General features: G+C 75.9%; 21 protein-coding genes. 9 read left to right on the top strand and 12 right to left on the bottom strand.

The window, feature by feature from the left end; genetic code table 11:
• Positions 1 to 178: 178 nt before the first annotated feature.
• Positions 179 to 847 carry an AAA family ATPase gene (locus tag ACFVGO_RS35845; RefSeq protein ID WP_359910808.1) on the bottom strand — a complete coding sequence of 223 codons (669 nt, stop codon included), beginning with the start codon at positions 845 to 847 and terminating at the stop codon, positions 179 to 181.
• Positions 848 to 990: 143 nt separating this feature from the next.
• Positions 991 to 1917 carry an LLM class F420-dependent oxidoreductase gene (locus tag ACFVGO_RS35840; protein ID WP_359910811.1) on the bottom strand — a complete coding sequence of 309 codons (927 nt, stop codon included), beginning with the start codon at positions 1915 to 1917 and terminating at the stop codon, positions 991 to 993.
• 163 nt (positions 1918 to 2080) lie between these two features.
• Here ACFVGO_RS35840 and ACFVGO_RS35835 point away from each other — a divergent pair, with 163 nt between their 5' ends.
• Complete coding sequence (locus ACFVGO_RS35835) at positions 2081 to 2434, top strand: DUF6401 family natural product biosynthesis protein (RefSeq protein ID WP_359910813.1); 354 nt, start codon at positions 2081 to 2083, stop codon at positions 2432 to 2434.
• A gap of 37 nt (positions 2435 to 2471) precedes the next feature.
• Here ACFVGO_RS35835 and ACFVGO_RS35830 read toward each other — a convergent pair whose 3' ends face one another.
• Entirely contained in the window at positions 2472 to 3278 is an 807-nt protein-coding gene (locus tag ACFVGO_RS35830; protein ID WP_380636309.1) for a hypothetical protein, read from the bottom strand.
• 200 nt (positions 3279 to 3478) lie between these two features.
• Between ACFVGO_RS35830 and ACFVGO_RS35825 the strand changes: the two genes are divergently transcribed.
• On the top strand, positions 3479 to 4243 hold the full coding sequence (locus ACFVGO_RS35825; RefSeq protein WP_359910819.1) for an alpha/beta fold hydrolase: 765 nt from the start codon (positions 3479 to 3481) through the stop codon (positions 4241 to 4243).
• Positions 4244 to 4294: 51 nt separating this feature from the next.
• On the opposite strand, the gene ACFVGO_RS35820 is transcribed toward ACFVGO_RS35825, so the two are convergent.
• From ACFVGO_RS35820 to ACFVGO_RS35805, 4 genes are read right to left on the bottom strand one after another with little or no spacing between them, the layout of a single operon-like run.
• On the bottom strand, positions 4295 to 4801 hold the full coding sequence (locus ACFVGO_RS35820) for a hypothetical protein (protein ID WP_380636307.1): 507 nt from the start codon (positions 4799 to 4801) through the stop codon (positions 4295 to 4297).
• A gap of 47 nt (positions 4802 to 4848) precedes the next feature.
• The gene (locus tag ACFVGO_RS35815) at positions 4849 to 5271 is read right to left on the bottom strand and encodes a hypothetical protein (protein WP_359910825.1); all 423 of its coding nucleotides are present in this window, start codon (positions 5269 to 5271) and stop codon (positions 4849 to 4851) included.
• Complete coding sequence (locus tag ACFVGO_RS35810; protein ID WP_380636305.1) at positions 5268 to 6140, bottom strand: class I SAM-dependent methyltransferase; 873 nt, start codon at positions 6138 to 6140, stop codon at positions 5268 to 5270. The genes ACFVGO_RS35815 and ACFVGO_RS35810 overlap by 4 nt, the downstream gene beginning before the upstream one ends.
• Entirely contained in the window at positions 6137 to 6916 is a 780-nt protein-coding gene (locus ACFVGO_RS35805) for a DUF2071 domain-containing protein (RefSeq protein WP_380355909.1), read from the bottom strand. The genes ACFVGO_RS35810 and ACFVGO_RS35805 overlap by 4 nt, the downstream gene beginning before the upstream one ends.
• A gap of 378 nt (positions 6917 to 7294) precedes the next feature.
• On the opposite strand from ACFVGO_RS35805, the gene ACFVGO_RS35800 reads away from it, so the two are divergent.
• The gene (locus ACFVGO_RS35800) at positions 7295 to 7981 is read left to right on the top strand and encodes a hypothetical protein (protein WP_359910834.1); all 687 of its coding nucleotides are present in this window, start codon (positions 7295 to 7297) and stop codon (positions 7979 to 7981) included.
• Here ACFVGO_RS35800 and uppS read toward each other — a convergent pair.
• On the bottom strand, positions 7920 to 9785 hold the full coding sequence (gene uppS, locus ACFVGO_RS35795) for a polyprenyl diphosphate synthase (RefSeq protein ID WP_380636302.1): 1866 nt from the start codon (positions 9783 to 9785) through the stop codon (positions 7920 to 7922). The two genes, ACFVGO_RS35800 and uppS, sit on opposite strands and share 62 nt — an antisense overlap.
• Positions 9786 to 9944: 159 nt before the next feature.
• Entirely contained in the window at positions 9945 to 10535 is a 591-nt protein-coding gene (locus ACFVGO_RS35790; protein ID WP_359910840.1) for a cysteine hydrolase family protein, read from the bottom strand.
• Positions 10536 to 10687: 152 nt separating this feature from the next.
• On the opposite strand from ACFVGO_RS35790, the gene ACFVGO_RS35785 reads away from it, so the two are divergent.
• Positions 10688 to 11767: a GlxA family transcriptional regulator gene (locus ACFVGO_RS35785; protein WP_380636300.1), complete on the top strand. Its 1080-nt coding sequence runs from the start codon at positions 10688 to 10690 to the stop codon at positions 11765 to 11767.
• Here the strand turns inward: ACFVGO_RS35785 and ACFVGO_RS35780 are convergent.
• Together ACFVGO_RS35780 and ACFVGO_RS35775 are read right to left on the bottom strand one after the other, a co-directional pair.
• Positions 11748 to 13181 carry a sensor histidine kinase gene (locus ACFVGO_RS35780; RefSeq protein WP_380636298.1) on the bottom strand — a complete coding sequence of 478 codons (1434 nt, stop codon included), beginning with the start codon at positions 13179 to 13181 and terminating at the stop codon, positions 11748 to 11750. The genes ACFVGO_RS35785 and ACFVGO_RS35780 overlap by 20 nt on opposite strands.
• A 95-nt stretch (positions 13182 to 13276) precedes the next feature.
• Positions 13277 to 13993 (bottom strand): response regulator transcription factor, encoded by a 717-nt coding sequence (locus ACFVGO_RS35775; RefSeq protein WP_380355920.1) that lies wholly within the window; start codon positions 13991 to 13993, stop codon positions 13277 to 13279.
• Between the two features lie 227 nt (positions 13994 to 14220).
• On the opposite strand from ACFVGO_RS35775, the gene ACFVGO_RS35770 reads away from it, so the two are divergent.
• The 3 genes from ACFVGO_RS35770 to ACFVGO_RS35760 all read left to right on the top strand — a co-directional run bounded on the left by ACFVGO_RS35770 (position 14221) and on the right by ACFVGO_RS35760 (position 16993).
• Entirely contained in the window at positions 14221 to 15600 is a 1380-nt protein-coding gene (locus ACFVGO_RS35770) for a ferric reductase-like transmembrane domain-containing protein (protein ID WP_380636295.1), read from the top strand.
• A gap of 66 nt (positions 15601 to 15666) precedes the next feature.
• Entirely contained in the window at positions 15667 to 16209 is a 543-nt protein-coding gene (locus ACFVGO_RS35765; RefSeq protein WP_380636293.1) for an FMN-binding protein, read from the top strand.
• 31 nt (positions 16210 to 16240) lie between these two features.
• Positions 16241 to 16993 (top strand): FAD:protein FMN transferase, encoded by a 753-nt coding sequence (locus tag ACFVGO_RS35760; RefSeq protein ID WP_380636314.1) that lies wholly within the window; start codon positions 16241 to 16243, stop codon positions 16991 to 16993.
• A 116-nt stretch (positions 16994 to 17109) separates the two neighbouring features.
• Here the strand turns inward: ACFVGO_RS35760 and ACFVGO_RS35755 are convergent, their stop codons facing one another.
• Positions 17110 to 18135: a hypothetical protein gene (locus ACFVGO_RS35755; protein ID WP_359910857.1), complete on the bottom strand. Its 1026-nt coding sequence runs from the start codon at positions 18133 to 18135 to the stop codon at positions 17110 to 17112.
• Between the two features lie 178 nt (positions 18136 to 18313).
• On the opposite strand from ACFVGO_RS35755, the gene ACFVGO_RS35750 reads away from it, so the two are divergent.
• Complete coding sequence (locus ACFVGO_RS35750) at positions 18314 to 19615, top strand: sensor domain-containing protein (RefSeq protein WP_380636291.1); 1302 nt, start codon at positions 18314 to 18316, stop codon at positions 19613 to 19615.
• Positions 19603 to 20259: a response regulator transcription factor gene (locus ACFVGO_RS35745; RefSeq protein WP_359910863.1), complete on the top strand. Its 657-nt coding sequence runs from the start codon at positions 19603 to 19605 to the stop codon at positions 20257 to 20259. Before ACFVGO_RS35750 ends, ACFVGO_RS35745 begins: the two co-directional genes overlap by 13 nt.
• Positions 20260 to 20331 lie beyond the last annotated feature (72 nt).

Raw genomic sequence — 20331 nt, 5'->3', positions numbered from 1 at the left:
GGCTCAGGCCGGCCGCGGCGACCAGCGCGGCGGCGCAGGGGAACAGGCGGGGGGCACGCGAGCGCACCCGGACAGTACGGCGCATCAGCGCTCCTGACGGGGGAGTTGACGTGGTCTCGGCCGCGTGCCGGGCCTGCTCCGGCCGGACCCGCCGGCGCCCGGCGCGGACTCGCCGAGACTACGACGCCGTGAAGTCGATCTCCCGCAGGGCGCGCGCGGCGGCCCGGTCGAGTACCACGGCCGACGCACAGCCGGCCGGCAGCCGGCCGGCCTCCAGGATCCGGTGGCGCAGCCGGGCGACCGCGGCCAGGTGCCGGGCGAAGGCGTAGCGCGAGACGCCGCGCCGGCGCCGCCGCTGCCCGTCCAGGGCCTCGGCCGGGTCGGCGTCGAGCAGCAGCAGGTGCACCCGGCGGCCCTGCCGGGCGGCGGCGCGGACCAGCCAGGCCCGCACCCAGGGCTGGGTGCCGCAGTCGTGCACGGCGAGCGGCCCGCCGTCCAGGACGGCGCGGCGCAGCCGCCGGTAGTGGGCGAGCCGGGCCAGCGGGCGGTAGAGCGCGTACGGCAGGCGGCCGGGCAGCCTGGCCGCGTACTCCTCTCGGACCAGCTGGGAGTCGATCAGCGGGGCGCGGACGCAGCGGCGCATCAGGGTGCTCTTGCCGCTGCCGGGCAGGCCGGTGACGACCAGCAGGTCCCCGGCGGGGTAGCGCAGGACCGCCGGCCCGGGCCCGCGCAGCTCGTGCCGGGCGGGCGGGTCGTGCGGCGCGGGCAGGACGACGCGCTCCCCGGCGGTGCGCGGCGGCGGCACCCTCGGCGCCGCCGCCGTCCGCACCGCTCTCGTCCCGCTCACCCGGTCTCCCCCCGCCGTTCCCGTCCAAGGAGCATGGCGCATTCCCAAGAACGAGTAAAGGGCGGAGGTCGGGGCGGGTACGGACGACCCCGGCCGGGTCCGGGCCGCCGGGCGTCCGGACCGCCGGCGGGCCCGGGCGCGCCTCAGGCGAGCTGCGGGGCGATCCGGGAGGCGATCAGCTCCAGGTGGTCGAGGTCGTCCAGGTCGAGGATCTGGAGGTAGATCCGCTCGCTGCCGACGGCCGCGTACCGGCCGATCTTCTCGGCGACCTCGTCCGGGGTGCCGGCCAGCCCGTTCTCCTTGAGCTCGTCGACGTCGCGGCCGATCACGGCGGCGCGGCGGGCGACCTCGGCGTCGTCCCGGCCGACGCAGGCGACCAGGGCGCTGGAGTAGACCAGCTCGTCGGCCGCGCGCCCGGCGTGCTCGACGGCGGCGCGGACCCGGCCGAACTGGGCGGCGGTGTCGTCCACCGAGGCGAACGGCACGTTGAACTCGTCGGCGAAGCGGGCGGCCAGGGCCGGGGTCCGCCGGGGGCCGTGCCCGCCGACCAGCACCGGGATGTGCTCCTGGACGGGCTTGGGCAGCGCGGGCGAGTCGGTCAGCGTGTAGTACTCGCCGGCGAAGTCGAAGGTGTCGCCGAGCTTGGTCCGCCACAGCCCGGTGATGATCGCCAGCTGCTCCTCCAGCCGACCGAACTTCTCCTTCGGGAAGGGGATGCCGTACGCGGTGTGCTCGGCCTCGTACCAGCCGGCGCCGAGGCCGAACTCGACCCGGCCGCCGCTCATCGCGTCCACCTGGGCGACCTGGATCGCGGTGACGCCGGGCAGCCGGAAGGTGGCGGCGGTCATCAGCGTGCCCAGGCGGATGGTGCTGGTGTCGCGGGCGAGGCCGGCCAGGGTGATCCAGGCGTCGGTGGGCCCGGGCAGGCCGTCGACGTCGCCCATCTTCAGGTAGTGGTCGGAGCGGAAGAAGGCGCTGAAGGCCCCGAGCTCCTCGGCGGTGCGGGCCACCTTGAGGAGGGTGTCGTAGCTCGCGCCCTGCTGGGGTTCGGTGAAGATGCGGAGGTCCATGCCGGCCATTCTGGTACGGAGCACCCCGTGATCGGCAGAGCGAACCGGACGGGACACGGACCGTCGCCGCGGCGGGCGGTGGCGCGGGCGGGGTGGCCAAGGTCTCAGCACGGAACCGTCACGGGCGTCCGTTCCGGCTCCGGGGCTCGCCTAACGTGGACGGATGTTCGCCACCTCCGACGATTCCTTCCGGCGCTCCCCCGACGAGCCGGCCGGCTGTCCGCTGCCCGGCATCGTGACGGCCTTCACGCCCCGCCTGGCCGAGTTCGCCTTCGAGCCCGGTTTCGTCGCGGCGGTCGACCAGCACGCGGCGATGCTGCGGGAACTGCTGTACGCGCAGGGACCGGAGCTGGCGCCCCGGCCCCTGGACCGTGAGGAGCTGTCGGACTACGCGCTGGGCTTCGTCGACGCGCTCGACGAGATCGGCTGGCGGGAGCCGGTCGGCTACGACTACGCCGTCATGCGGCTCACCGCGATCTGCTGGCTGGTGCGCGAGCAGGGCCTGCTGGAGGTCTGAGCCCCGGCAGGCCCTGCCCGGCGTCCGGTGGTGGCGGCTACCGGTTCTGGTCGCCCTCGATGCCCGGCGCGGGCGGGGTGCCCGGACCGGTCTGGGTGGTCGGCCGGACCGGCTGGTTGGACAGCGCGTCGGAGCGGCCGGCCTGGTAGGCGCTGCCGCGCAGCCGGGCGGTCTCCCGTTCGGCGCCGTCCAGCCACCGCTCCCAGCGCTGGCGCATCGGCAGGATCAGGCCGCCGCCGACGCCGACCACCAGCACGCCGGCGATGGTGGTGAGCACGGCGATCAGCACCGGGGTCGTGATCGCGGTGGCGATCCCGACCTGGCCCAGCGCGGCGATCACACCGAGGCCGACGATGAACGCCCAGACCGCGGTGGCGACCACCCGGCCGTACGAGGCTCCGGACAGCGAGTTGCCCACGATGTCCCGCACGCCGTTGGCGATGGCCATCGCGACCACCAGGATCACGACGGCGACGATGGCCCTGGGCAGCCAGGCGACGATGCTGTGGATCATCACGCTGATCGGGTTCGGGCCGAAGACTCCGAACGCCAGCTGCAGGGCCATCAGCAGGACGATGTAGTAGACGACCTTGCAGACGATGCCGGTCATGTCGTACTTGGAGCCGGCCAGCCGGGCGGCCATCCCGGACCGCTCGGCGACCCGTTCCGAGCCGAGCCTGCGCATCACCCGGTCGAGGACCTTGGCGATGGCCTTGGCCACGATCCAGCCGATGAACAGGATCACCAGGAAGGCGATGAACTGCGGGATGACCTTGGCGATCTTGGACCAGGCCTGGGTGAAGCCCGACCCGAAGTCGACGGACAGAGCGAGCTGCTGAGCCACGGAGTCCTCCACTCGGTGACACGGCGCCACGAGCGGGCGCTTGCGGCCCCCCACCCTTCGTGAATAGCAGGCGCCCGCTCCGGCCGCGCGCGCCCGGTGTCCGGGATGGTTCCCTCGGGTGAACGGTCCGGCCGTCCGCACGCGTACAGTGGCGGTCCGGGGGGACGGGCCACGGGCGGGACGGACGGGACGGTGCGGCAGTGAGCGGTACGGCGGCGGAGCGCGCGGTGGGCCACCGGGCGCTGCACTGGCAGGTCCGGCCGGACGCGGCCCGGGCCGCCGTCCTGGTGCTGCACGGCGGCGAGGAGCACAACTTCTCCCGGCCCGGACGCCTCAACCTCCCGCTGCTGCGGATGCACGGCTTCCTGCGCGGGCTCACCAGGGCGACCGCGGACGCCGGCGTCGCCATCGGGACCGTCCGCTACCGCCACCGCGGCTGGAACGGCGAACGGGCCGACGCCGCACAGGACGCGACCGCCGCGCTCGACGAACTGACCGCGCTGCTCGGGCCGGTGCCGACGGTGCTGGTCGGCCACTCGATGGGCGGGCGCGCCGCGCTCCGGGCCGGCGGGCACCCGTCCGTCACCGGCCTGGTCGCCCTCGCACCGTGGTGCCCGGCCGAGGACCCGTGCGAGCAGCTCGCCGGACGCGACGTGCTGATGCTGCACGGCGACCGCGACACCGTCACCCCGCCCGCCGACACCCGCGCCTTCGCCGCCCGCAGCCGCGCCGCGGGCGCCAGGGTCTGCGGATACACCGTCACCGGCAGCGGCCACGCCATGCTCCGGCGGATCCCCGACTGGCACCGCGCCACCACCCGGCTGACCACCGCCCTGCTCGGCCTCCAGCCGCTCCCCGCCGAGACCGCCTCCGCCCTCGCCCTCCCGACCGCCTCCCGCGAGGCCCTCACCCTCGCCCTCCCGCCCCAGCCGCGCCGCGCGCCGGCCCTGCCGGCGAACGTCTGACGGGACGGGCCCCGCGGAGCGGCGGTACCGGGCGGGGAGGTGCCGGCGTGCTCAGCCGGTGGCAGCCTTGGCCCCGTCGGGCGAGACGCAGGGGGACTCGAAACCGACCTTCAGCGTGGCCGGCCAGTTGTCGCCGTCCGAGATGGAGGCCTTGAAGCCGTTGTCCGGGTTGGTGAGGACGATCACACCGGGCCTGCTGTCGGTGACCCGGAACCCGGCCACGACGAGGTGGCCGCGGAAGGCGTCGAAGATCGTGTCGTGGTGATCGGCCGGAATGTCCCGCAGGAAGCGGTAGGTGACGGCCTTCACCCGGCCGTCCGGCTCCGAGGGGGTACCCTTCTTGAAGCACTTCTCCTCGCCGTCGCGGTCGACCACCGGCGAGATCGGCTTCGGGAAGGCCAGGAAGGTCTCGGAGAAGTACTGGTCGGTCTTCTGCTTGGCCTGGGCGCTGGTCAGCGCCGCGTCGGACGAACCGGAGCAGGAGGTGGCCGCCAGCAGGACGGCGCCGGCCGACAGGGCCGACCGCACGGCGCGAGCACGGGGGAAAGCAACGGTCACCGCATGATCCTTGAGGGGTGTGTGGGCTCCTGGGGTCGCGACTGATCCTAGACCGTGTGCCAGAGGGCTCCGGCGAAGACCGCCGTCACCCAGGTCCACAGCACGCTGAGGCCGAGGTGGGCGACGGTGCGCAGGCGGTCTCCGCGCCACAGCCGGGGCGAGAAGTAGGCGAACTCGAAGAGCCAGCGCAGGCCCCAGAAGAGCGTCTGGCCCGCCAGCAGGGCGGTGCCGAGCCGGCCGCCCGCCAGCAGGTCGGGGGCCAGGCAGAGCGGGAGCAGGCCGAGCAGGGCGCAGGCGAGGCCGATGAAGAAGAGGTGGGCGTAGGAGACCTGCCGGGTCAGCAGGGTGGTGCCGGACAGGTCGGCGGGCCAGCCGATGGCGCGGGGCAGCACCGCGTGGACCAGGCCGAGGGTCACGAGGGCGGCGCCGACCAGGCGCAGCTGGGCCTCCAGGGTGACCAGCCCGGTCATGACGCGGCCTTCCGGAAGGCGAAGGCGGTGACCAGGCCGGCGATCCGGCGCTCGGCGGCCGGGTGCAGGCCCGCCTCGGCGGCGTGCCGCAGCCAGGTGGCGCGGGGCAGGAAGTGCCAGGCGCCGGGACCGTAGACGGCCGTGTTGGCGGCGTCCCGCAGGTGCTCGACCAGCAGCAGGGTGCCGTCGGGGCGCAGGCTGCGGGCGGCCTCGGCGAACAGGGCGGTGCGGTCGGCGGGCCGGCGCAGCTCGTGGGCGGCGAAGACGGCGAACACGGTGTCCAGGGCGCCGGTCGCCGCGGGCAGGGCGTCCGGGCGGGCCGGGATCCCGCCGGGGGCGGGCGGGGCGTGGCGGCGGGCGCGGCGGATCGAGCCGCTCGCGGTCAGCGCGGGGTCGTACAGGTCGGCGAGCCGTCCGCGGGCACCGGGGTGGCGGGCGGCGATCGGGCGGCTGGCCTCGTCCAGGCCGGTGCTGATCACCAGGTGGTCGCCGGGGCCGTCGGGCAGCAGCTCCGGCAGCCAGTCGTAGCGGTGGAGTGCGGAGCGGTCGTAGACGCACCAGGTGGCGAGGGTGCTGACGGCGAGGTATCCGGCGGCGGTGGCGGCGACCGTCCGGGCGAGCACGGCGGCGGGGCCCGGCAGTCGGCCGGCCAGCGCCCCGCCGACGGCGACGGTGAGCGCGCCGGCGGCGTACATCGGCCAGTTGTAGCGGACGACCTCGCGCACGCCGGACGGGCGGGGGCCGTCGGTCCGGGCCGTGGACGGGCACAGGACGGCGGAGCAGGCGGCGAACGGGCCGGCGGCGAACGGGCGGGCGGCGGACGGGCCGGGGGCGGACGGGCCGGGCCCGGCCGGGGCGGGGGCGGTCATCGGGCGGCTCCGGTGAGGTGGCGGCGCTCTCCGGCGTGCCAGCCGTAGTCGAGGCCGGCGACGTGGAAGGCGTTGGCGAGCAGGGGCCGGCTGCCGGCCAGCGGGCCGTGGTCGAAGAAGGTGAGCCGGGGCACCTCGACGGCCACCGGGACCGGGTCCCAGTGGGCGCGGGTGGCCTTGACCACGATCATCGAGCGGGTCTGCGGCTCGTACTCGAAGGTGTAGGGCAGCGGGCCGGCGAAGCGCCGCGCGGCCCGGGCGTCCGCGAACGGGCTGCCCGGCGGGAGGGCGGCGGGGGCGCCGCCGAGGTCGGCGCGCACGTGCAGGTCGGCGCGGCCGTCGCCGCTGACCACCTTGAACTCCAGGGTGTCGCCGACCACCCGGGTGCCGATCCGGGCGTGCCGGTAGTGGTAGCGGGAGAAGGCGTTGCCGCCGAACGCCATCATCCGGCTGTCGGTGTCCGAGCGCAGGATGCGCAGGCCGCGCATGGTGCGGCCGCCGGGGGTCGGGAAGCGGGTGAAGACCCGGTAGCCGGTCAGGATGAAGTCCCGGCCGAGGCGGGCGGGCAGCGCGGCCGGGCGCAGTGCCCGGGTGTCCACGACGGCGGCGGCGACGAAGCCGTGCTCGGTGCCGTCGGGGTCGGTGTAGGTGTCGAGGGCGAGGCCGGGCGGCACCAGCGGGGCGAGCAGCCGGGGCGGCAGGGCGTAGGTGAGGACGAGCGAGTGCGCGAAATGGGTGCGCATCGCGAAGGGGTGGCGTTGCAGCAGGTGTCGCACGGTCGACTCCGGGGTCGGGTAGGGGGGTTCGGAGCGTGACGGGGCAGCACGGGACCGCCTTCCGCCGCAGGCCGCGGTGGGGTGTCCTCGCGGCCCTCATCATGGCGCACGACTTTGAACACGTTCAACTCAGGGTGGGGGCGGTACGGCGGGGGTACGCGAACGGCCGGGACCGCACGGAGTGCCCGGCTGCCGGACCGGACACCCGGCGGGCAGCCGTCCCGGGGGGCTCATGTCCCCGAACGGACCACCCGTGGCTGCGTCCCGCTCCCCCCGTGCGAGTGGTTTCGTTCTCCGGAATGGCCTCGGAGACGGTCGGTGGACGGATGATCCGTCCCATGGCCGTGCTGGACGGCCCGGGAAGGACGGTTCGGGACGATGAGCACGACGCGGCGTTCGCTGCTGGGCGCGGCGCTGGGCGCCCCGCTACTGGGGTGGCTCACCGGGACGGCGGCCGGTGCCGTTGACGGCGGCGCCGACCGCTCCGGAAGCCTGGGAACGCTCTCCAACGGCTGGGTCGAGGTGCGCTGGACCCCCGAGGCACAGGCCCAGCTGGACCGCTTCCACGCGATGGTGGACGTCGTCGCCCCGGCCCGCATGGTGATGGACCGCCACGGCCCGGCCGTCCACCTGCCGATCCGCTCGGCCGTGGGCGACCCGTCCCTCGCGAACCCGCCGAAGGCGCACGGCGACGGGGCACTGGACGGCGGGGTGTCCGTCCGCACCTCCCGGGGCGACTACCGGGTGGTGAACCTGGCCGGCGCGATCAAGGACGGCCTGGGTTCCGGCCGGTGCGAGGTCGGCGGGGCGGAGATGGGGCACCGCTCGGCCTTTCGCTGCGGCCTCACGGAGGGCAAGCTGACCGCCGATCCGGTACCGGCCGGGCACCCGATCAAGGTCCGGCTCACCGGGGTGCCGCTGCGCCCCACCCAGGAGGCGGTGGACGCGTACACCGCGAACTTCGGCGCGCACCCCGTGACCGTGGACACGGTGCTGGCGTACGTCACGGCCCAGGGAACGTACACCCCTCCTCCCCCGGCGGCAGCGCAGGAGCAGCACTCGTAGGGGGCTTCCGGGACTGCTGGGACCGTTGGGACGGCGCGGACGGCGCGGACGGCGCGGACGGCTGCGGTTGCCCCGACGGCTGCGGTCGCCCGGGTTGCTGCGACTGCCCGGGTTGCTGCGACTGCCGGGACTGGGCGGGCACGCCCCCGCCGAAGCGGCGCTCGCGGGCCGCGTAGGCGCGGACGGCACCGCGCAGCCGGGCCAGGTCGTAGTCGGGCCACGGCGCGGGGTCGAACAGCAGCTCGGCGTAGGCGAGTTGCCAGGGCAGGAAGTTGCTGATCCGCTGCTCCCCCGAGGTGCGGATCAGCAGGTCGACGTCCGGGAGGTCCGGAAGGTACAGGTGCCGGGCGAGGTCGGCCGGGCCGATCGCCTCCGGACGGATCCTCCCGGCCACCGCCTCGGCGGCCAGGCCCCGGGCCGCGGCGGCCAGTTCCTCCCGTCCGCCGTAGTCCACGCAGACCGTCAGGGTCAGCGTGCCGTTGTTGGACGTCATGCTCTCCACCAGCGCGATCGCGGAGGCCAGCGACTCGTCCACCCGGTCCCGCCGACCGCACCACCGGATCCGCACCCCGAGCGCGTGCAGGCCCTCCGCGCCGCGGGTGAGGCCGTCGGCCAGCGAGTCGAACAGCGCGGTCAGCTCCTCGGGCGGGCGGTCCCAGTTCTCGGTGGAGAACGCGTACAGGCTCAGGTGGCGGATGCCCAGCCGCAGCGCCGCGTTGACCAGGCGCAGGGCGGCCCGCTGCCCCGCCTGGTGGCCGTGCCGGGCGGGCAGTCGGCGGGCCTCGGCCCAGCGGCGGTTGCCGTCCATGATCACGGCGACGTGGGCGGGCGCCCCCTCGGCGGGCACGGGCCGGGCGCGACGGCCGGGAGTGGCGCCGTCGGAGCTCAGCGGAGTGAGGCCCTCGGACAGGACGCGCGAGCGCGCCAGGGTCACTTCGTCGTACTGCAGCTGGGCGCCGAGCAGCAGGGTGTGCAGGAACGGGCGGCAGCCGGGGGCGGCGAGCCAGGTGACGGGCAGGGCCTGCTCCAACAGCCGGTGCAGCCGTGCCTGCTGACCCTCGACCAGCGTGTCCAGGGCGGCCCGGTGGCGTCCCCCGGGATCGGGTCGGCCGAGGTCGGCGACGGTCAGGCCGAGCCGGCGCAGCTCCTGCTGCGGCAGGTAGCAGCGGCCGGCCGCGAGGTCGAGCGGGAGGTCCTCCAGGATGTCGGCCAGCTGGCAGGCCTCCCCCAGCGCGGACAGCGCCTCCGCCGCCCGCGGGCCCCGCGCCCCCAGCAGCGGGGCCCACAGCTCGGTGATCGTCCCCGCGACGCCGCGCAGGTGGCGGCGCTGGTCCGCACGGGTCTCGAAGACCGGCGGGTGGGCCCCGTCGGCCCGGGTGGCGTCCAGGAACTCCTCGACCAGCGCCGGGTCCAGCTCCCACCGGCGCACGGTGTCCACGAAGGCCCGGCGCAGCGGGTGCTCGCTGCGGCCGGCCGCCAGTTCGGCCAGGGTCTCGTCCCGCCAGCGGGCGAACCGGCGCAGCCGCTCGGCGGGGGCGGCCTGGGCCTGGCCGTCGCGGGCACCGGCATCACGGGCGTCAGCGTCACGGGCGTCGGCGTCAGGGATGTCGGCGTCGTCGGCGATCCGGTCGGACCGGGAGGCGAAGCCGTTGACGGCGTGGAAGTACGGCCGCACCTCGGGCGGCAGTGTGTCGCTGATCGCCCGCAGCGAGGCCTGGTGGCCGGCCACCTCCTGCTCGCAGACCCGGTACGACTCCGCCAGCTCCGGCGGGCCGCCCACGGCCGCCGCCCCGTTCCCCGCCATGCCCGTTCCCCGCCCTCCGCCGACACCGTGCGCGGACTGGTCAACGAGGCGGGGGCGGATCGGTGGCGTTTCCGGGCGCCCTCGACGCCCCGGACCATCACGGCGGACCGCCACGGTGGACCGCTTCGGCGGGCGGTCCGGCCGAGGCTCCGCCCGGGCTCAGCCGAGGTCGGCCGGGGACTCCACCACCACGCCGTACAGGTCGCCGATCGTCGCCAGCGCGGCGCGGTGGACCTGGGCGGCCGTCAGCCCGGTGCCGGCCGACTCCAGCGGGCGGGTGGCGCAGGCGGCGGCCACGACGGTCGGGCGGTTGCCGCGCAGGAAGGCGCCGGCCGTGGTGAAGGCGACGCACATGTGGGTCATGAATCCGGCGACGACGACGTCCCGGTGGCCGGCCGCGTCGAGCAGTTCGCCCAGGTCGGTGCCGACGAAGGCGTCCGGGGCCTGCTTGACCACCACCCGCTCGCCCTCGGCCGGGGCCACGCTCGGGTGGATCCGCCCGATCTCGGCCCGGATGTCGTACGGGGTGCCCTCGCCACCGTCGTTGATCACGTGGATCACGGTGGAGCCGGCCTCCCGGGCCCGGGCGAGCAGGTCGGCGCCGGCGTCCAGCGCTTCCTGCCAGCCCTCCAGTTCCATCACGCCGCGCACATAGGTGTTCTGGTAGTCGATCATGATCAGGGTCGAGTCGCCGATCACGGCGGGCTTCTCGTCGAGGCCGTTGAGGGTGCGCAGGGTCGTGGTGGGCACGGGTTACCGCCTTCACGGTCGGGAGTCGGGGATCTCGCGGGCCACTGCGGGTGCGGCCGGCCCTGAGAACGCTACGGGCGGCGCTCGGGTGTCGGCAATGTCGGCTAACCTGCAGATTCCGACATCGAGCAGGGACGACGAGGAGGGAAGCGGTGTCCGCACCCGCTGCGCAACGGCTGATCGTCATCGTGCTGTTCGAGGGCGTCGACCTGCTCGACGTGACCGGCCCGCCCGAGGTGTTCTCGCTGGTCCGCCGGGAGACCGGCGACGCGACCGGCTACCGGGTCGTCCTCGCCGCCGAGACGGCGGAGCCGGTCACCACCGCGGCGGGCGTGCGCATCCTGCCCGACTTCACCTTCGACGAGGCCGCCCGGAGCCGGATCGACACCCTGCTGGTGCCCGGCTCGGTCGAGGTGGACGACAGCCGCCGGGTCCGCGCGCTCGCCGACCCGGCGGTGGTCGACCGGGTCCGCACGCTGGCCGCCCGCTCGCGCCGGGTGGCCAGCGTCTGCGTCGGCGCGCACCTGCTCGCCGCCGCCGGGCTGCTGGACGGGCGGCGCGCCACCACCCACTGGTCCACGGCCGGCCAACTCGCCGAGGAGCACCCGGAGATCGAGGTCGATCCGGACCCGATCTTCATCCGCGAGGGCGAGGTCTGGACGGGTGCGGGCATCAGCGCCTGCCTGGACCTGTCGCTCGCGCTGGTCGCCGAGGACTTCGGCGAGGAGCTGGCCCTGCGGGTCGCCCGCCAGCTCGTCATGTACCTCAAACGCCCCAGCGGCCAGAGCCAGTTCAGCGTCCCGCTGGAACCCGTCTCGACCACCCGGCGGATCGAGGAGCTGCGCCACCACATCCTGCGCAATCTCGCCGGGCCGCTGACCGTCCCGGACCTCGCGGCCCACGCCCACGTCGGCGAACGGCAGCTGACCCGGATCTTCAAGACCGAGCTGGGCACCACCCCGAGCGCCTACGTCGAGTCCGCCCGGGTCGAACTCGCCCGCCACCGGCTGGAGTCCACCGACGCGACGCTCGACCGCATCGCCACCGCCTGCGGCTTCGGCACCGTCGACACCCTGGTGCGCGCCTTCCGCCGCCGCCTCGGCACCACGCCGACCGACTACCGGCAGCGCTTCCGTACCACGACGGCGGCGACAGCGACAGCGGTGACAACAGCGACGGCAACAGCAACGGCCGCAGCGACGGCGACGACCGTCAGGGCAGCCGGACGGTGAACACGGTGCGGCCGGGCCGGCTCGCCACCGCCACCGTGCCGCCGTGCGCCCCGACCACGGCCCGGACGATCGCCAGACCGAGCCCGGTCGAGCCGGTGGCGCGGGAGCGGGCCCGGTCACCCCGGACGAAGCGCTCGAAGACCCGGTCGGCCAGCTCCGGCGCGATCCCCGGACCGTCGTCCATGACGCTCAACTCCACCTGACCGTCCGGCCGTTCGAGGCACAGCCGGACCTCGCTGCCGGGCGGGGTGTGGGTCCGGGCGTTGGCCAGCAGATTCGCCACCACCTGGCTCAACCGGTGCTCGTCCCCGCGCACCAGCACCGGCTCCTCGGGCAGGGCGAGCCGCCAGCGGTGCTCCGGCCCGGCGGCGCGGGCGTCGGCCACCGCGTCGAGGGCGATCCGGGTCAGGTCCACCTCCTCCTCGGCCAGCGGGCGGCCGGCGTCCAGCCGGGCGAGCAGCAGCAGGTCCTCGACGATCGCCCCCATCCGCAGCGCCTCGGCGTCGATCCGCTCCAGCGAGTGCCGTACCGGCGCCGGGACCGGCCCGGGGTGGCGCAGCGCCAGCTCGGCGTGGCCGCGGACCGCCGCGACCGGGGTGCGCAGCTCGTGGCTGGCGTCGGCGGCGAAGCCGCGCAGCCGCTCCTCCACCGCGTGCCGGCGCGCCAGCGCGTCGCCGACGTGCCCGAGCATCCGGTTGAGCGCGGCGCCGACCCGGCCGACCTCGGTGCGCGGGTCGTCGTCCGGCACGCGTTCGGCGAGCAGCACCTCGCCGCTGGCGAGCGGCAGCGCGCTGACCCGCTCGGCCATGCCCACCACCCGCCGCAGCGGGCGCAGCGAGAAGCCGACCCAGGCGGCCCCGGCCGCGCCCGCCGCGGCGACGGAGATCGCGAAGACGGTGAGTTCCAGGGTCTCCAGCCGCTCGACGGTGTCCTCGGCCGGGCGCAGCGGCAGGCCGCTGACCAGCACGTCGCCGTCCCGCCCGGCGACCGCGCGGACCCGGTAGTGGCCGAGGGCCCGGCCGAGGTCGAGGGTGCGGGCCGGGCCGTCGACGGGCAGGGCGGCCAGGGCGTGCTCCCGGTCGGGGGCGAAGGCGACCCGGTCGTCCTCGTTCCCGGGGTCGTCCACGTCGTCGGCGTCCCCGTCGACCACGCCCGCGGCGGTGACCCGTCCGCCCAGCAGCCGTACGCCGAGGGTGCCGGGGGTCTGGGCCCGGGTGTCGGGGCCGGCGCCGTGGCCGGTGTGCTCCAGGCTCGCGGCGTAGCGGCCGCCGGACTCGGCGAGCTGCTGGTCCAGGCGGTCGACCAGGAAGTGGCGCAGCGCGGCGGTGGTGGCGAGGCCGACGGCGGCGCAGGTGGCGACGAGCAGCACCAGCAGGCCGGCGATCAGCCGGGCGCGCAGGGTGCGGGGGGCCATCCGTGGACGGCGTCTGCCCGGACGGGGGGTCAACCGTGGACGGCGTTCGCCCGGGCGGCGGGCCGGCCGTGGACGGGAGCGCCCCGTGCGGGGCTTCATGTCGCGGCCTTGATCAGGTACCCCGCGCCGCGCACCGTGTGGATCATCGGGCTGCGGCCCGCGTCCACCTTCTTGCGCAGGTAGCTGATGTACAGCTCCACGATGTGCGCCTGCCCGCCGAAGTCGTACGACCAGACGGCGTCCAGGATCTGCGCCTTGCTGAGCACCTGCCGGGGATGGCGCATCAGGTGGGCGAGCAGCGCGTACTCGGTCGGGCTCAGCTCGACCGTCTCCCCACCCCGGGTGACCTCGCGGGCCCGGTCGTCCAGCACGAGGTCGCCGAGCACCAGCGCGTGCGGCGGCGGCTGCCCGGCCGCGGCGGGCGGGGCGGCCCGGCGCAGCAGTCCGCGCAGCCGGACCACCACCTCGGCCAGGCTGAACGGCTTGGTCACGTAGTCGTCGCCGCCGGCCGCGATGCCGGCGATCCGTTCCTCGACGGCGTCCCGGGCGGTCAGGAAGAGCACCCGCACCTCGGGCTGCTCGGCGTGGACGCGGCGCAGCACCTCCAGGCCGTCCAGGTCGGGCAGCATCACGTCGAGCACCACGGCGTGCGGCCGCCAGGCCGCGGCGGCCTCGACGGCGGCCAGGCCGGTGGTCACGCCGCGGGCCTGCCAGCCCTCGTAGCGGACGGCTCCGCAGACCACCTCGACCAGGTCCGGTTCGTCGTCGACGACCAGGACCCGCCAGTCCGGGCGGTCGGCGGTCTCGTCCATGGGGCTCCTCGCGTCGGGTGCTGCGCGGTGGTCATCCTGGCCGGTCCCGATGAGAAACCGGTGAGACCCCGGAGAACGGTTCGCAAGCCGACACACTTGCCCTGACCTGCCCTTTTCCACTCACCGGCGGGCGCCGGGGCCGGCCCGGTTCAGAGCCCGCTCAGAGCTTGCGGTGCGATCGTGGACGGCCTCGGCGGCACTCGCCGCCGGGCTCCGAGGAGGATCCGATGACCACTGCCGCCGCCCCGAAGCCGCGGCCCGGGCCCCGGCGGGCACCCGAACGCCCGGGCCACCGGGCGGCGCCGCGTCCGCCGTTCGCCCTCGACCCGCGAGCGGCGCTCGGCCTGATCGCCGCGGGCGTGCTCGGCGTGCTCGCGCTGTGGTGGACGGGCACCCCGGCCGTGGTCGGCGCGGACGGCTGGCTGACCGGCGCCGGCCGGATCACCGGGCTGCTGGCCGGCGGTGCCGCGCCGGTGCTGCTCCTGCTGATGGCCCGGCTGCCGCCGGTGGAGCGCGGGGTCGGCGCCGACCGGCTGGCGCGCTGGCACGCCTTCGGCGGGCGCTGGACGGTGGCCCTGGTCACGGTGCACGTGCTGACGGTCGTCCAGGGCTACGCGCTGACCGACGGACGCGGGCCGATCGGCGAGGGCGTGGAGATCGTCCTCCACTACCCCGAGATGCTCAAGGCCACCCTGGGCACCCTGCTGCTGCTCGGCACCGGCGCCGTCTCCGCCCGGATCGCGCGCCGCCGTCTCCCGTACGAGGCCTGGTACTACCTGCACCTGGCGACCTACCTCACGGTGGCGCTGGCCTTCGCCCACCAGCTGGCGACCGGCGCCGACCTCGGTGGCGGCCCCGGCCGGGCGGCCTGGTACGCGCTCTACTTCGGCACCGCGGCGCTGCTCGGCTGGTACCGGCTGCTGCGGCCGTGGCTGCTCGACCGGCGGCACGGCCTGACCGTCGCCGAGGTACGGCCGGAGGGCCCCGGGGTGGTGTCGCTGTTCCTGCGCGGGCGGCGGCTGGACGAACTCCGCGCCGAGCCCGGCCAGTTCTTCCGGCTCCAGTTCCAGGCGCCCGGGCTGCGGTGGGCCGCCAACCCGTACTCGCTGTCCGCGCCGCCGCACCCGCACTTCCTGCGCTTCACCGTCAAGGACCTCGGCGGGCACAGCGCCGCGGTGGCCGCCCTGCGCCCGGGAACCCGGGTGCGCGCCGAGGGCCCGTACGGGGCGTTCACCGGGCGGGGGCTGCGGCAGCGCCGGGTGCTGCTGCTCGGCGCCGGGGTGGGGATCACCCCGCTGCGCGCCCTGTTCGAAACCCTGCCGGGCGAGCTGACGCTGATCCAGCGGGCCCGGCGGCCGCAGGACGTGCTGTTCCGGGCGGAACTGGCCGAGGTCGCCCGGCGGCGCGGCGCGGCGGTGCACGAGTTGCTCGGCCCGCGCGAGCAGGTCGGCGACCTCGGGGCCGCGCTGGCCCGGCTGGTCCCGGACCTCGCCGAGCACGAGGTCTACCTGTGCGGCCCGGACGCCCTGACCGAGGAGGCCGTCCGCGCGCTGCGGGCGGCGGGGGTGCGGCCGGGGCGCATCCACCACGAGAGCTTCTCCTTCTGAAGCCTTTCCTTCTGAGCCCGTTCGGCTCGCCCCCGAGCACCCGAGCACCCGAGGAGCGTCCATTCCATGCGCCGAGCCGTCGTCACCAGCGCCGCCACCGCGGCCGGGGTGGTCCTGCTGCTGTCCCTCAAACCGCACGAGGCCGCCGGGCCCGCCCCGGTGATCGGCTCGGGGCCGGGCACCGGCGCCGGCCAGGGCACCGCCGCCGGCTCCGGCACCGACTCCGGCACCGGGTCCGAGGTCTCGGCACCGTCGAACGCCCCGGCGCCCTCCGCCTCCGCACCCGCCTCCGCGTCCGCACCCGCACCCGCACCCGCACCCGCCGCGGGCGCCACCCGGAAGGTCAGCGGGGACACCGTCAACACCCGCTACGGCCCGGTGCAGGTCCAGGTCACCCTGGCCGGCAGCAGGATCACCGCCGTCGACGTGGTCAAGTACCCGAGCGCCGAACGGCGCGACCGCGAGATCAACACCTCCGCGCTACCGGTCCTCAACCAGGAGGCGATAGCCGCGCAGAGCGCCCGGATCGACGTGGTCAGCGGCGCGACGTACACCAGCGACGGCTACGTCCGGTCCCTGCAGAGCGCCCTCGACCGGGCCAAGGGCTGAGGCGCCCGTGCTGCGCCACGCCGAGCCCGTGATGGGCACCGTCTTCTCGGTCACCGTGCGCGACCCCGCCCCCGGGACCCCGGCCGCGCTGGAACGGATCGCGGAACGGCTGCACCGCATCGACGCGGTGTTCTCGACGTACCGGCCGGACAGCGACATCAGCCGCCTCGACCGGGGCGAACTCGCCCTGGACGACTGCGATCCGGAGGTCCGCACCGTCCTGGCCGCCTGCCGGGAGGTGGCCGCCGAGACCGACGGCTACTTCACCGAGCGGCCGGGCGGCCGGCTCGACCCCAGCGGCTGGGTCAAGGGCTGGGCGGTCGGGCAGGCGGCCGCCCTGCTGCGCTCCTCCGGCTCCCGGCAGTACTGCGTCAGCGGCGGCGGAGACGTGCAGAGCGCCGGCGGACCGTGGCGGATCGGCATCGCCGACCCCCGGCGACCGGGTCTGCTGGCCGCCGTCCTGGCCGGCCACGACCTGGCCGTTGCCACCTCCGGCACCGCCGAGCGCGGCGCGCACATCCTCGACCCGCACACCGGCCGCCCGGCCTGCGCCCTGGCCTCGCTCACCCTGGTCAGCGCCCCGGGCACCGGCATCGCCCGCACCGACGCCTGGGCCACCGCCGCCTTCGCCATGGGCCCGGACCGCGCCCTCGCCTGGGCCGCCCGCCGACCCGGCATCGAGGCCCTGGCCGTACTGCCGGACGGCTCGAAGCGCTGGACCCCGGGCCTGCCCGGGCACCTCCCGGCGAGCGGGCCGGCGGACTGGCGCACCGCCGTCGGCTGACCTGGCGGCCGGGCCCGGCACGCCGGTTCCTCCTGGGCCGCACTTCCCCGCGCTTCCCCGCGCGCAACGGTGCCCGCTCCGCGCGGAACGCCCGTCCCGGCGAGGCGAGTTCCGGCCTACGCCCGCTCCTGCTGCGCCGCCCGCCAGGCCTCCCAGGCCACCAGCGGCGCGAGGTACGACCAGCGCCGCGAGCCGTCCGGGCAGGTACCGCCCTCGATCAGCTCGGAGACCGTCCGGCGGGTGAACGGCACCCAGACGGCCATGTCGTGCTCGAAGGTGCTGTGGCAGGCCTCGCGGCGGCGGTCGATCTCGGCCGCGTCCAGCCGGGACCGGACGGTGGCCACCAGCGTGTAGCAGGAGGCCGGCTCGCTCCAGCCCAGCCAGGTGATCACGGTCGGCCCGACGTCGTCCGGCAGCAGCCCCAACTCCTCCTCCAGCGCCCGCCGGACCAGCCCGTAGAAGTCCTCGGCGGCGCCCGGCTCGTCGCGGTACTTCATCGTCTCGTTGATCCCGACCGTCCACTGCGCCGGGAAGGTGTGGACCGCCAGCGAGCGGCGGAGCAGCAGCAGCCGGCCCAGCCGGTCCCGCACCGCGACGCAGGCGCTGACCATCGTGGGCGGCGCGACGGCCACGAAGCTCGTCAGGCCCTGGTCCAGCGCCTCGTGCAGCAGCCGGGCCGCCTCCGGGTCCTCCCGGCCCATCCCGGTGGTGGCCATGCACTCCGCGTAGTCGCTCTCCGCGATGTCCACCTCGCAGACCCGCGCACCACCGTGCTCGCCGTGATCGACCGTCAGCCGCGAGATGTACGCGGTGCGGCCCGCCGCACCGGCCGCCCTCCGGCGCACCACCTCCTCGGCCCACCCGACCGCGTCCAGCACGTGCGGGCGCTCGACCCTCCCGCGGTGCGCCGTCACCAGCGTGCTCGGCGCCAGCGGCCGGGTCGCCGACCAGGTGATCAGCGGCGCCAGCCCGTCCGCCCGCACGTCGTGCGCCCGGGCCGCCGCCGTCAGGCTCGCCCGCCGGACCCGCGGCACCGGCACCCGGGAACCGAGCCGTGAGCCGCCGAACTTGGCGAAGTCGTACACCAGATTGGTCACCACCCCGAGCAGCAGGGCCCCACCGATCCCCAGCAGCCACTCCACCCCGGTTCCCCCACTTCCGCGATCGACCCGCCCCATTGTGGAGGTGTCCGGCACGGCGGCGGAAGAGCCGCGCCCCGTGACGGCCTCCGGGCCGGTTCCGGGGCCGGTGTTAGGGTGATCGAACAGTCGGCTCGGAGGCTCGGAGGGCTGAACCATCGTGCGGGCGACCAGGATTGCCGTGTCCACGGTCCGGTCGGCCACCCGGTCGGCCGTCCGGTCCGCGGTGCGCCGCTCCCCCGCCGCCGCCGGCCACCTCCTGCTCTGCCTCGGCACCGGGGCGGTCGCGCTGGTCGGGCTCTGCCTGCTGCTCGTCGTCCTCGCCCTCTGCCCGGTCGGCCCGGGCCTGCCGCTCCTGCCGCCGGCCCTGCGACTGCTGCGCCGGTTCGCCGAGTTCCACCGCCGGCGGGCCGGCCGGTGGCTGGGCGGCGACCGGCCGCGCACCCCGTACCGCGACCGGGCGTCCCTGCGCGACCCGGCCGTCCGCAAGGACCTGGTGTGGCTGCTCGCCCACGCCACCGCCGGGACGGCCCTGTCGGCCGCCGCCCTCACCCTGTGCAGCCACGCCGTCAACTGGCTGACGGCGCCGGTGTGGTGGCGACTCCTGCCGGACGAGCGCGGGAGCATCATCCTGCTGACCGTCGACTCCTGGCCGGTGGCCGTCGCGGCGGCGGTCGGCGGGGTCGGCTACGCGCTGGTCGCCCTGGCCGTGCTGGCGCCCGCCGCCGACCTGCACGCCCGGGCCTCCCGCCGGCTGCTGGTCGCCCGGCCCCGCCCGTCGCTGGCCCGGCGCGTCCAGGAGCTGACCACCACCCGGTCCGAGGCGCTGGACGCCCATGCCGCCGAACTGCGCCGGATCGAACGGGATTTGCACGACGGCGCCCAGGCCAACCTGGTGGCCGTCTCGCTCCGGCTCGGCATGATCCGCCGCGCGCTGGACCAACGTCCCGAGCAGGCGGCCGCGTTGGTGGACTCCACCCAACTCGTCGCCGAGCAGGCCCTGGAGTCGCTGCGCGCCCTGGTCCGCGGCATCCACCCGCCGCTGCTCGCCGACCGCGGTCTCGCCGAGGCCGTACGGTCGCTCGCCGCCCGCTGCGCCGTGCCCACCCGGGTCGAGCCGGACCCCGGGGGCGGCCGGGGCGAACCGGACACCGGGGACGGCCGGGTCGCCCCTTCTCCGACCGCCCCGCCACCGCGCGCACCGGCCGCCGCCGAGGCCGCGGCCTACTTCGTGGTCTCCGAGGCGCTCGCCAACGTCGCCCGGCACAGCGGAGCCCGCAGCGCCCTGGTCCGGCTGCGGATCACCGCGGCCGCCATCGCCGTCCGGGTCGAGGACGACGGCCGGGGCGGCGCCGTCGAGGGCGCCGGAAGCGGCCTGCCCGGCCTGCGCCGCAGGGTCGCCGCGTTCGACGGCACCACCCGCCTGTCCAGCCCGCCCGGGGGCCCGACCATCCTGGAAGTGGAGATCCCGTGCGGATCCTGATCGCCGAGGACAACGCCCTGCTCCGCGAGGGCCTCGTCCTGCTGCTGCACAGCGAGGGACACGAGGTGTGCGCGACCGTCGAGCACGGCGACGACCTGCTGCCCGCCCTGCTCGACCACCGCCCCGACGTCGCCGTGGTCGACGTCCGGCTGCCGCCGGACTTCCGCGACGAGGGACTGCGCGCCGCCGTCGAGGCCCGCCGCCGCCTGCCCGCACTGCCCGTCCTGATCCTCTCCCAGTACGTCGAACGCGCCTACGCCGCCGAGTTGCTGGCCCAGAGCGCCACCGGCGTCGGCTACCTGCTCAAGGACCGTGTCGGCCGCGCCGAGGAGTTCCTCCAGGCGCTGCGGCGGGTCGCCGAGGGCGGCACCGCGATGGACCCGGAGGTCATCTCCCAGCTGATGGCCCACCGCACCGGCCCCGACCCGCTGGCCGCCCTCACCGCGCGCGAACGGGAGGTGCTCGCCCTGATGGCCGAGGGCCACAACAACCCGACCATCGCCCGGCTCCTCTTCCTCGCCGAGAGTTCGGTGAACAAGCACATCGGCAACATCTTCGGCAAGCTCGGCATGCCCACCCCCGACACCGGACACCGCCGGGTGCGCGCCGTCCTCACCTACCTGCGCGCACTCGCGGACGGCTGACCGCCCGCCGTCCCGCGCCCGGCGCCCCGTTCACCACTGGTCGCTCGTCGGTCGTCGCTCGTCGGTCGTCGT

Source organism: Kitasatospora sp. NPDC057738 (assembly GCF_042798815.1).
Taxonomy (GTDB): domain Bacteria; phylum Actinomycetota; class Actinomycetes; order Streptomycetales; family Streptomycetaceae; genus Kitasatospora; species Kitasatospora lactacystinica.
The sequence above is the reverse complement of the archived record's forward strand: the minus strand, read 5'-3'. Positions and strand labels throughout refer to the sequence as shown.

Excerpts from the sequence above, each read along its gene's own strand:
- ACFVGO_RS35840 (WP_359910811.1), bottom strand. The coding sequence starts at position 1,917 with ATGGACCTCCGCATCTTCACCGAACCCCAGCAGGGCGCGAGCTACGAC.
- ACFVGO_RS35835 (WP_359910813.1), top strand. The coding sequence starts at position 2,081 with ATGTTCGCCACCTCCGACGATTCCTTCCGGCGCTCCCCCGACGAGCCG.
- ACFVGO_RS35815 (WP_359910825.1), bottom strand. The coding sequence starts at position 5,271 with ATGACCGGGCTGGTCACCCTGGAGGCCCAGCTGCGCCTGGTCGGCGCC.
- ACFVGO_RS35810 (WP_380636305.1), bottom strand. The coding sequence starts at position 6,140 with ATGACCGCCCCCGCCCCGGCCGGGCCCGGCCCGTCCGCCCCCGGCCCG.
- ACFVGO_RS35800 (WP_359910834.1), top strand. The coding sequence starts at position 7,295 with ATGAGCACGACGCGGCGTTCGCTGCTGGGCGCGGCGCTGGGCGCCCCG.
- uppS (WP_380636302.1), bottom strand. The coding sequence starts at position 9,785 with ATGGCGGGGAACGGGGCGGCGGCCGTGGGCGGCCCGCCGGAGCTGGCG.
- ACFVGO_RS35780 (WP_380636298.1), bottom strand. The coding sequence starts at position 13,181 with ATGGCCCCCCGCACCCTGCGCGCCCGGCTGATCGCCGGCCTGCTGGTG.
- ACFVGO_RS35775 (WP_380355920.1), bottom strand. The coding sequence starts at position 13,993 with ATGGACGAGACCGCCGACCGCCCGGACTGGCGGGTCCTGGTCGTCGAC.
- ACFVGO_RS35770 (WP_380636295.1), top strand. The coding sequence starts at position 14,221 with ATGACCACTGCCGCCGCCCCGAAGCCGCGGCCCGGGCCCCGGCGGGCA.
- ACFVGO_RS35765 (WP_380636293.1), top strand. The coding sequence starts at position 15,667 with ATGCGCCGAGCCGTCGTCACCAGCGCCGCCACCGCGGCCGGGGTGGTC.
- ACFVGO_RS35760 (WP_380636314.1), top strand. The coding sequence starts at position 16,241 with ATGGGCACCGTCTTCTCGGTCACCGTGCGCGACCCCGCCCCCGGGACC.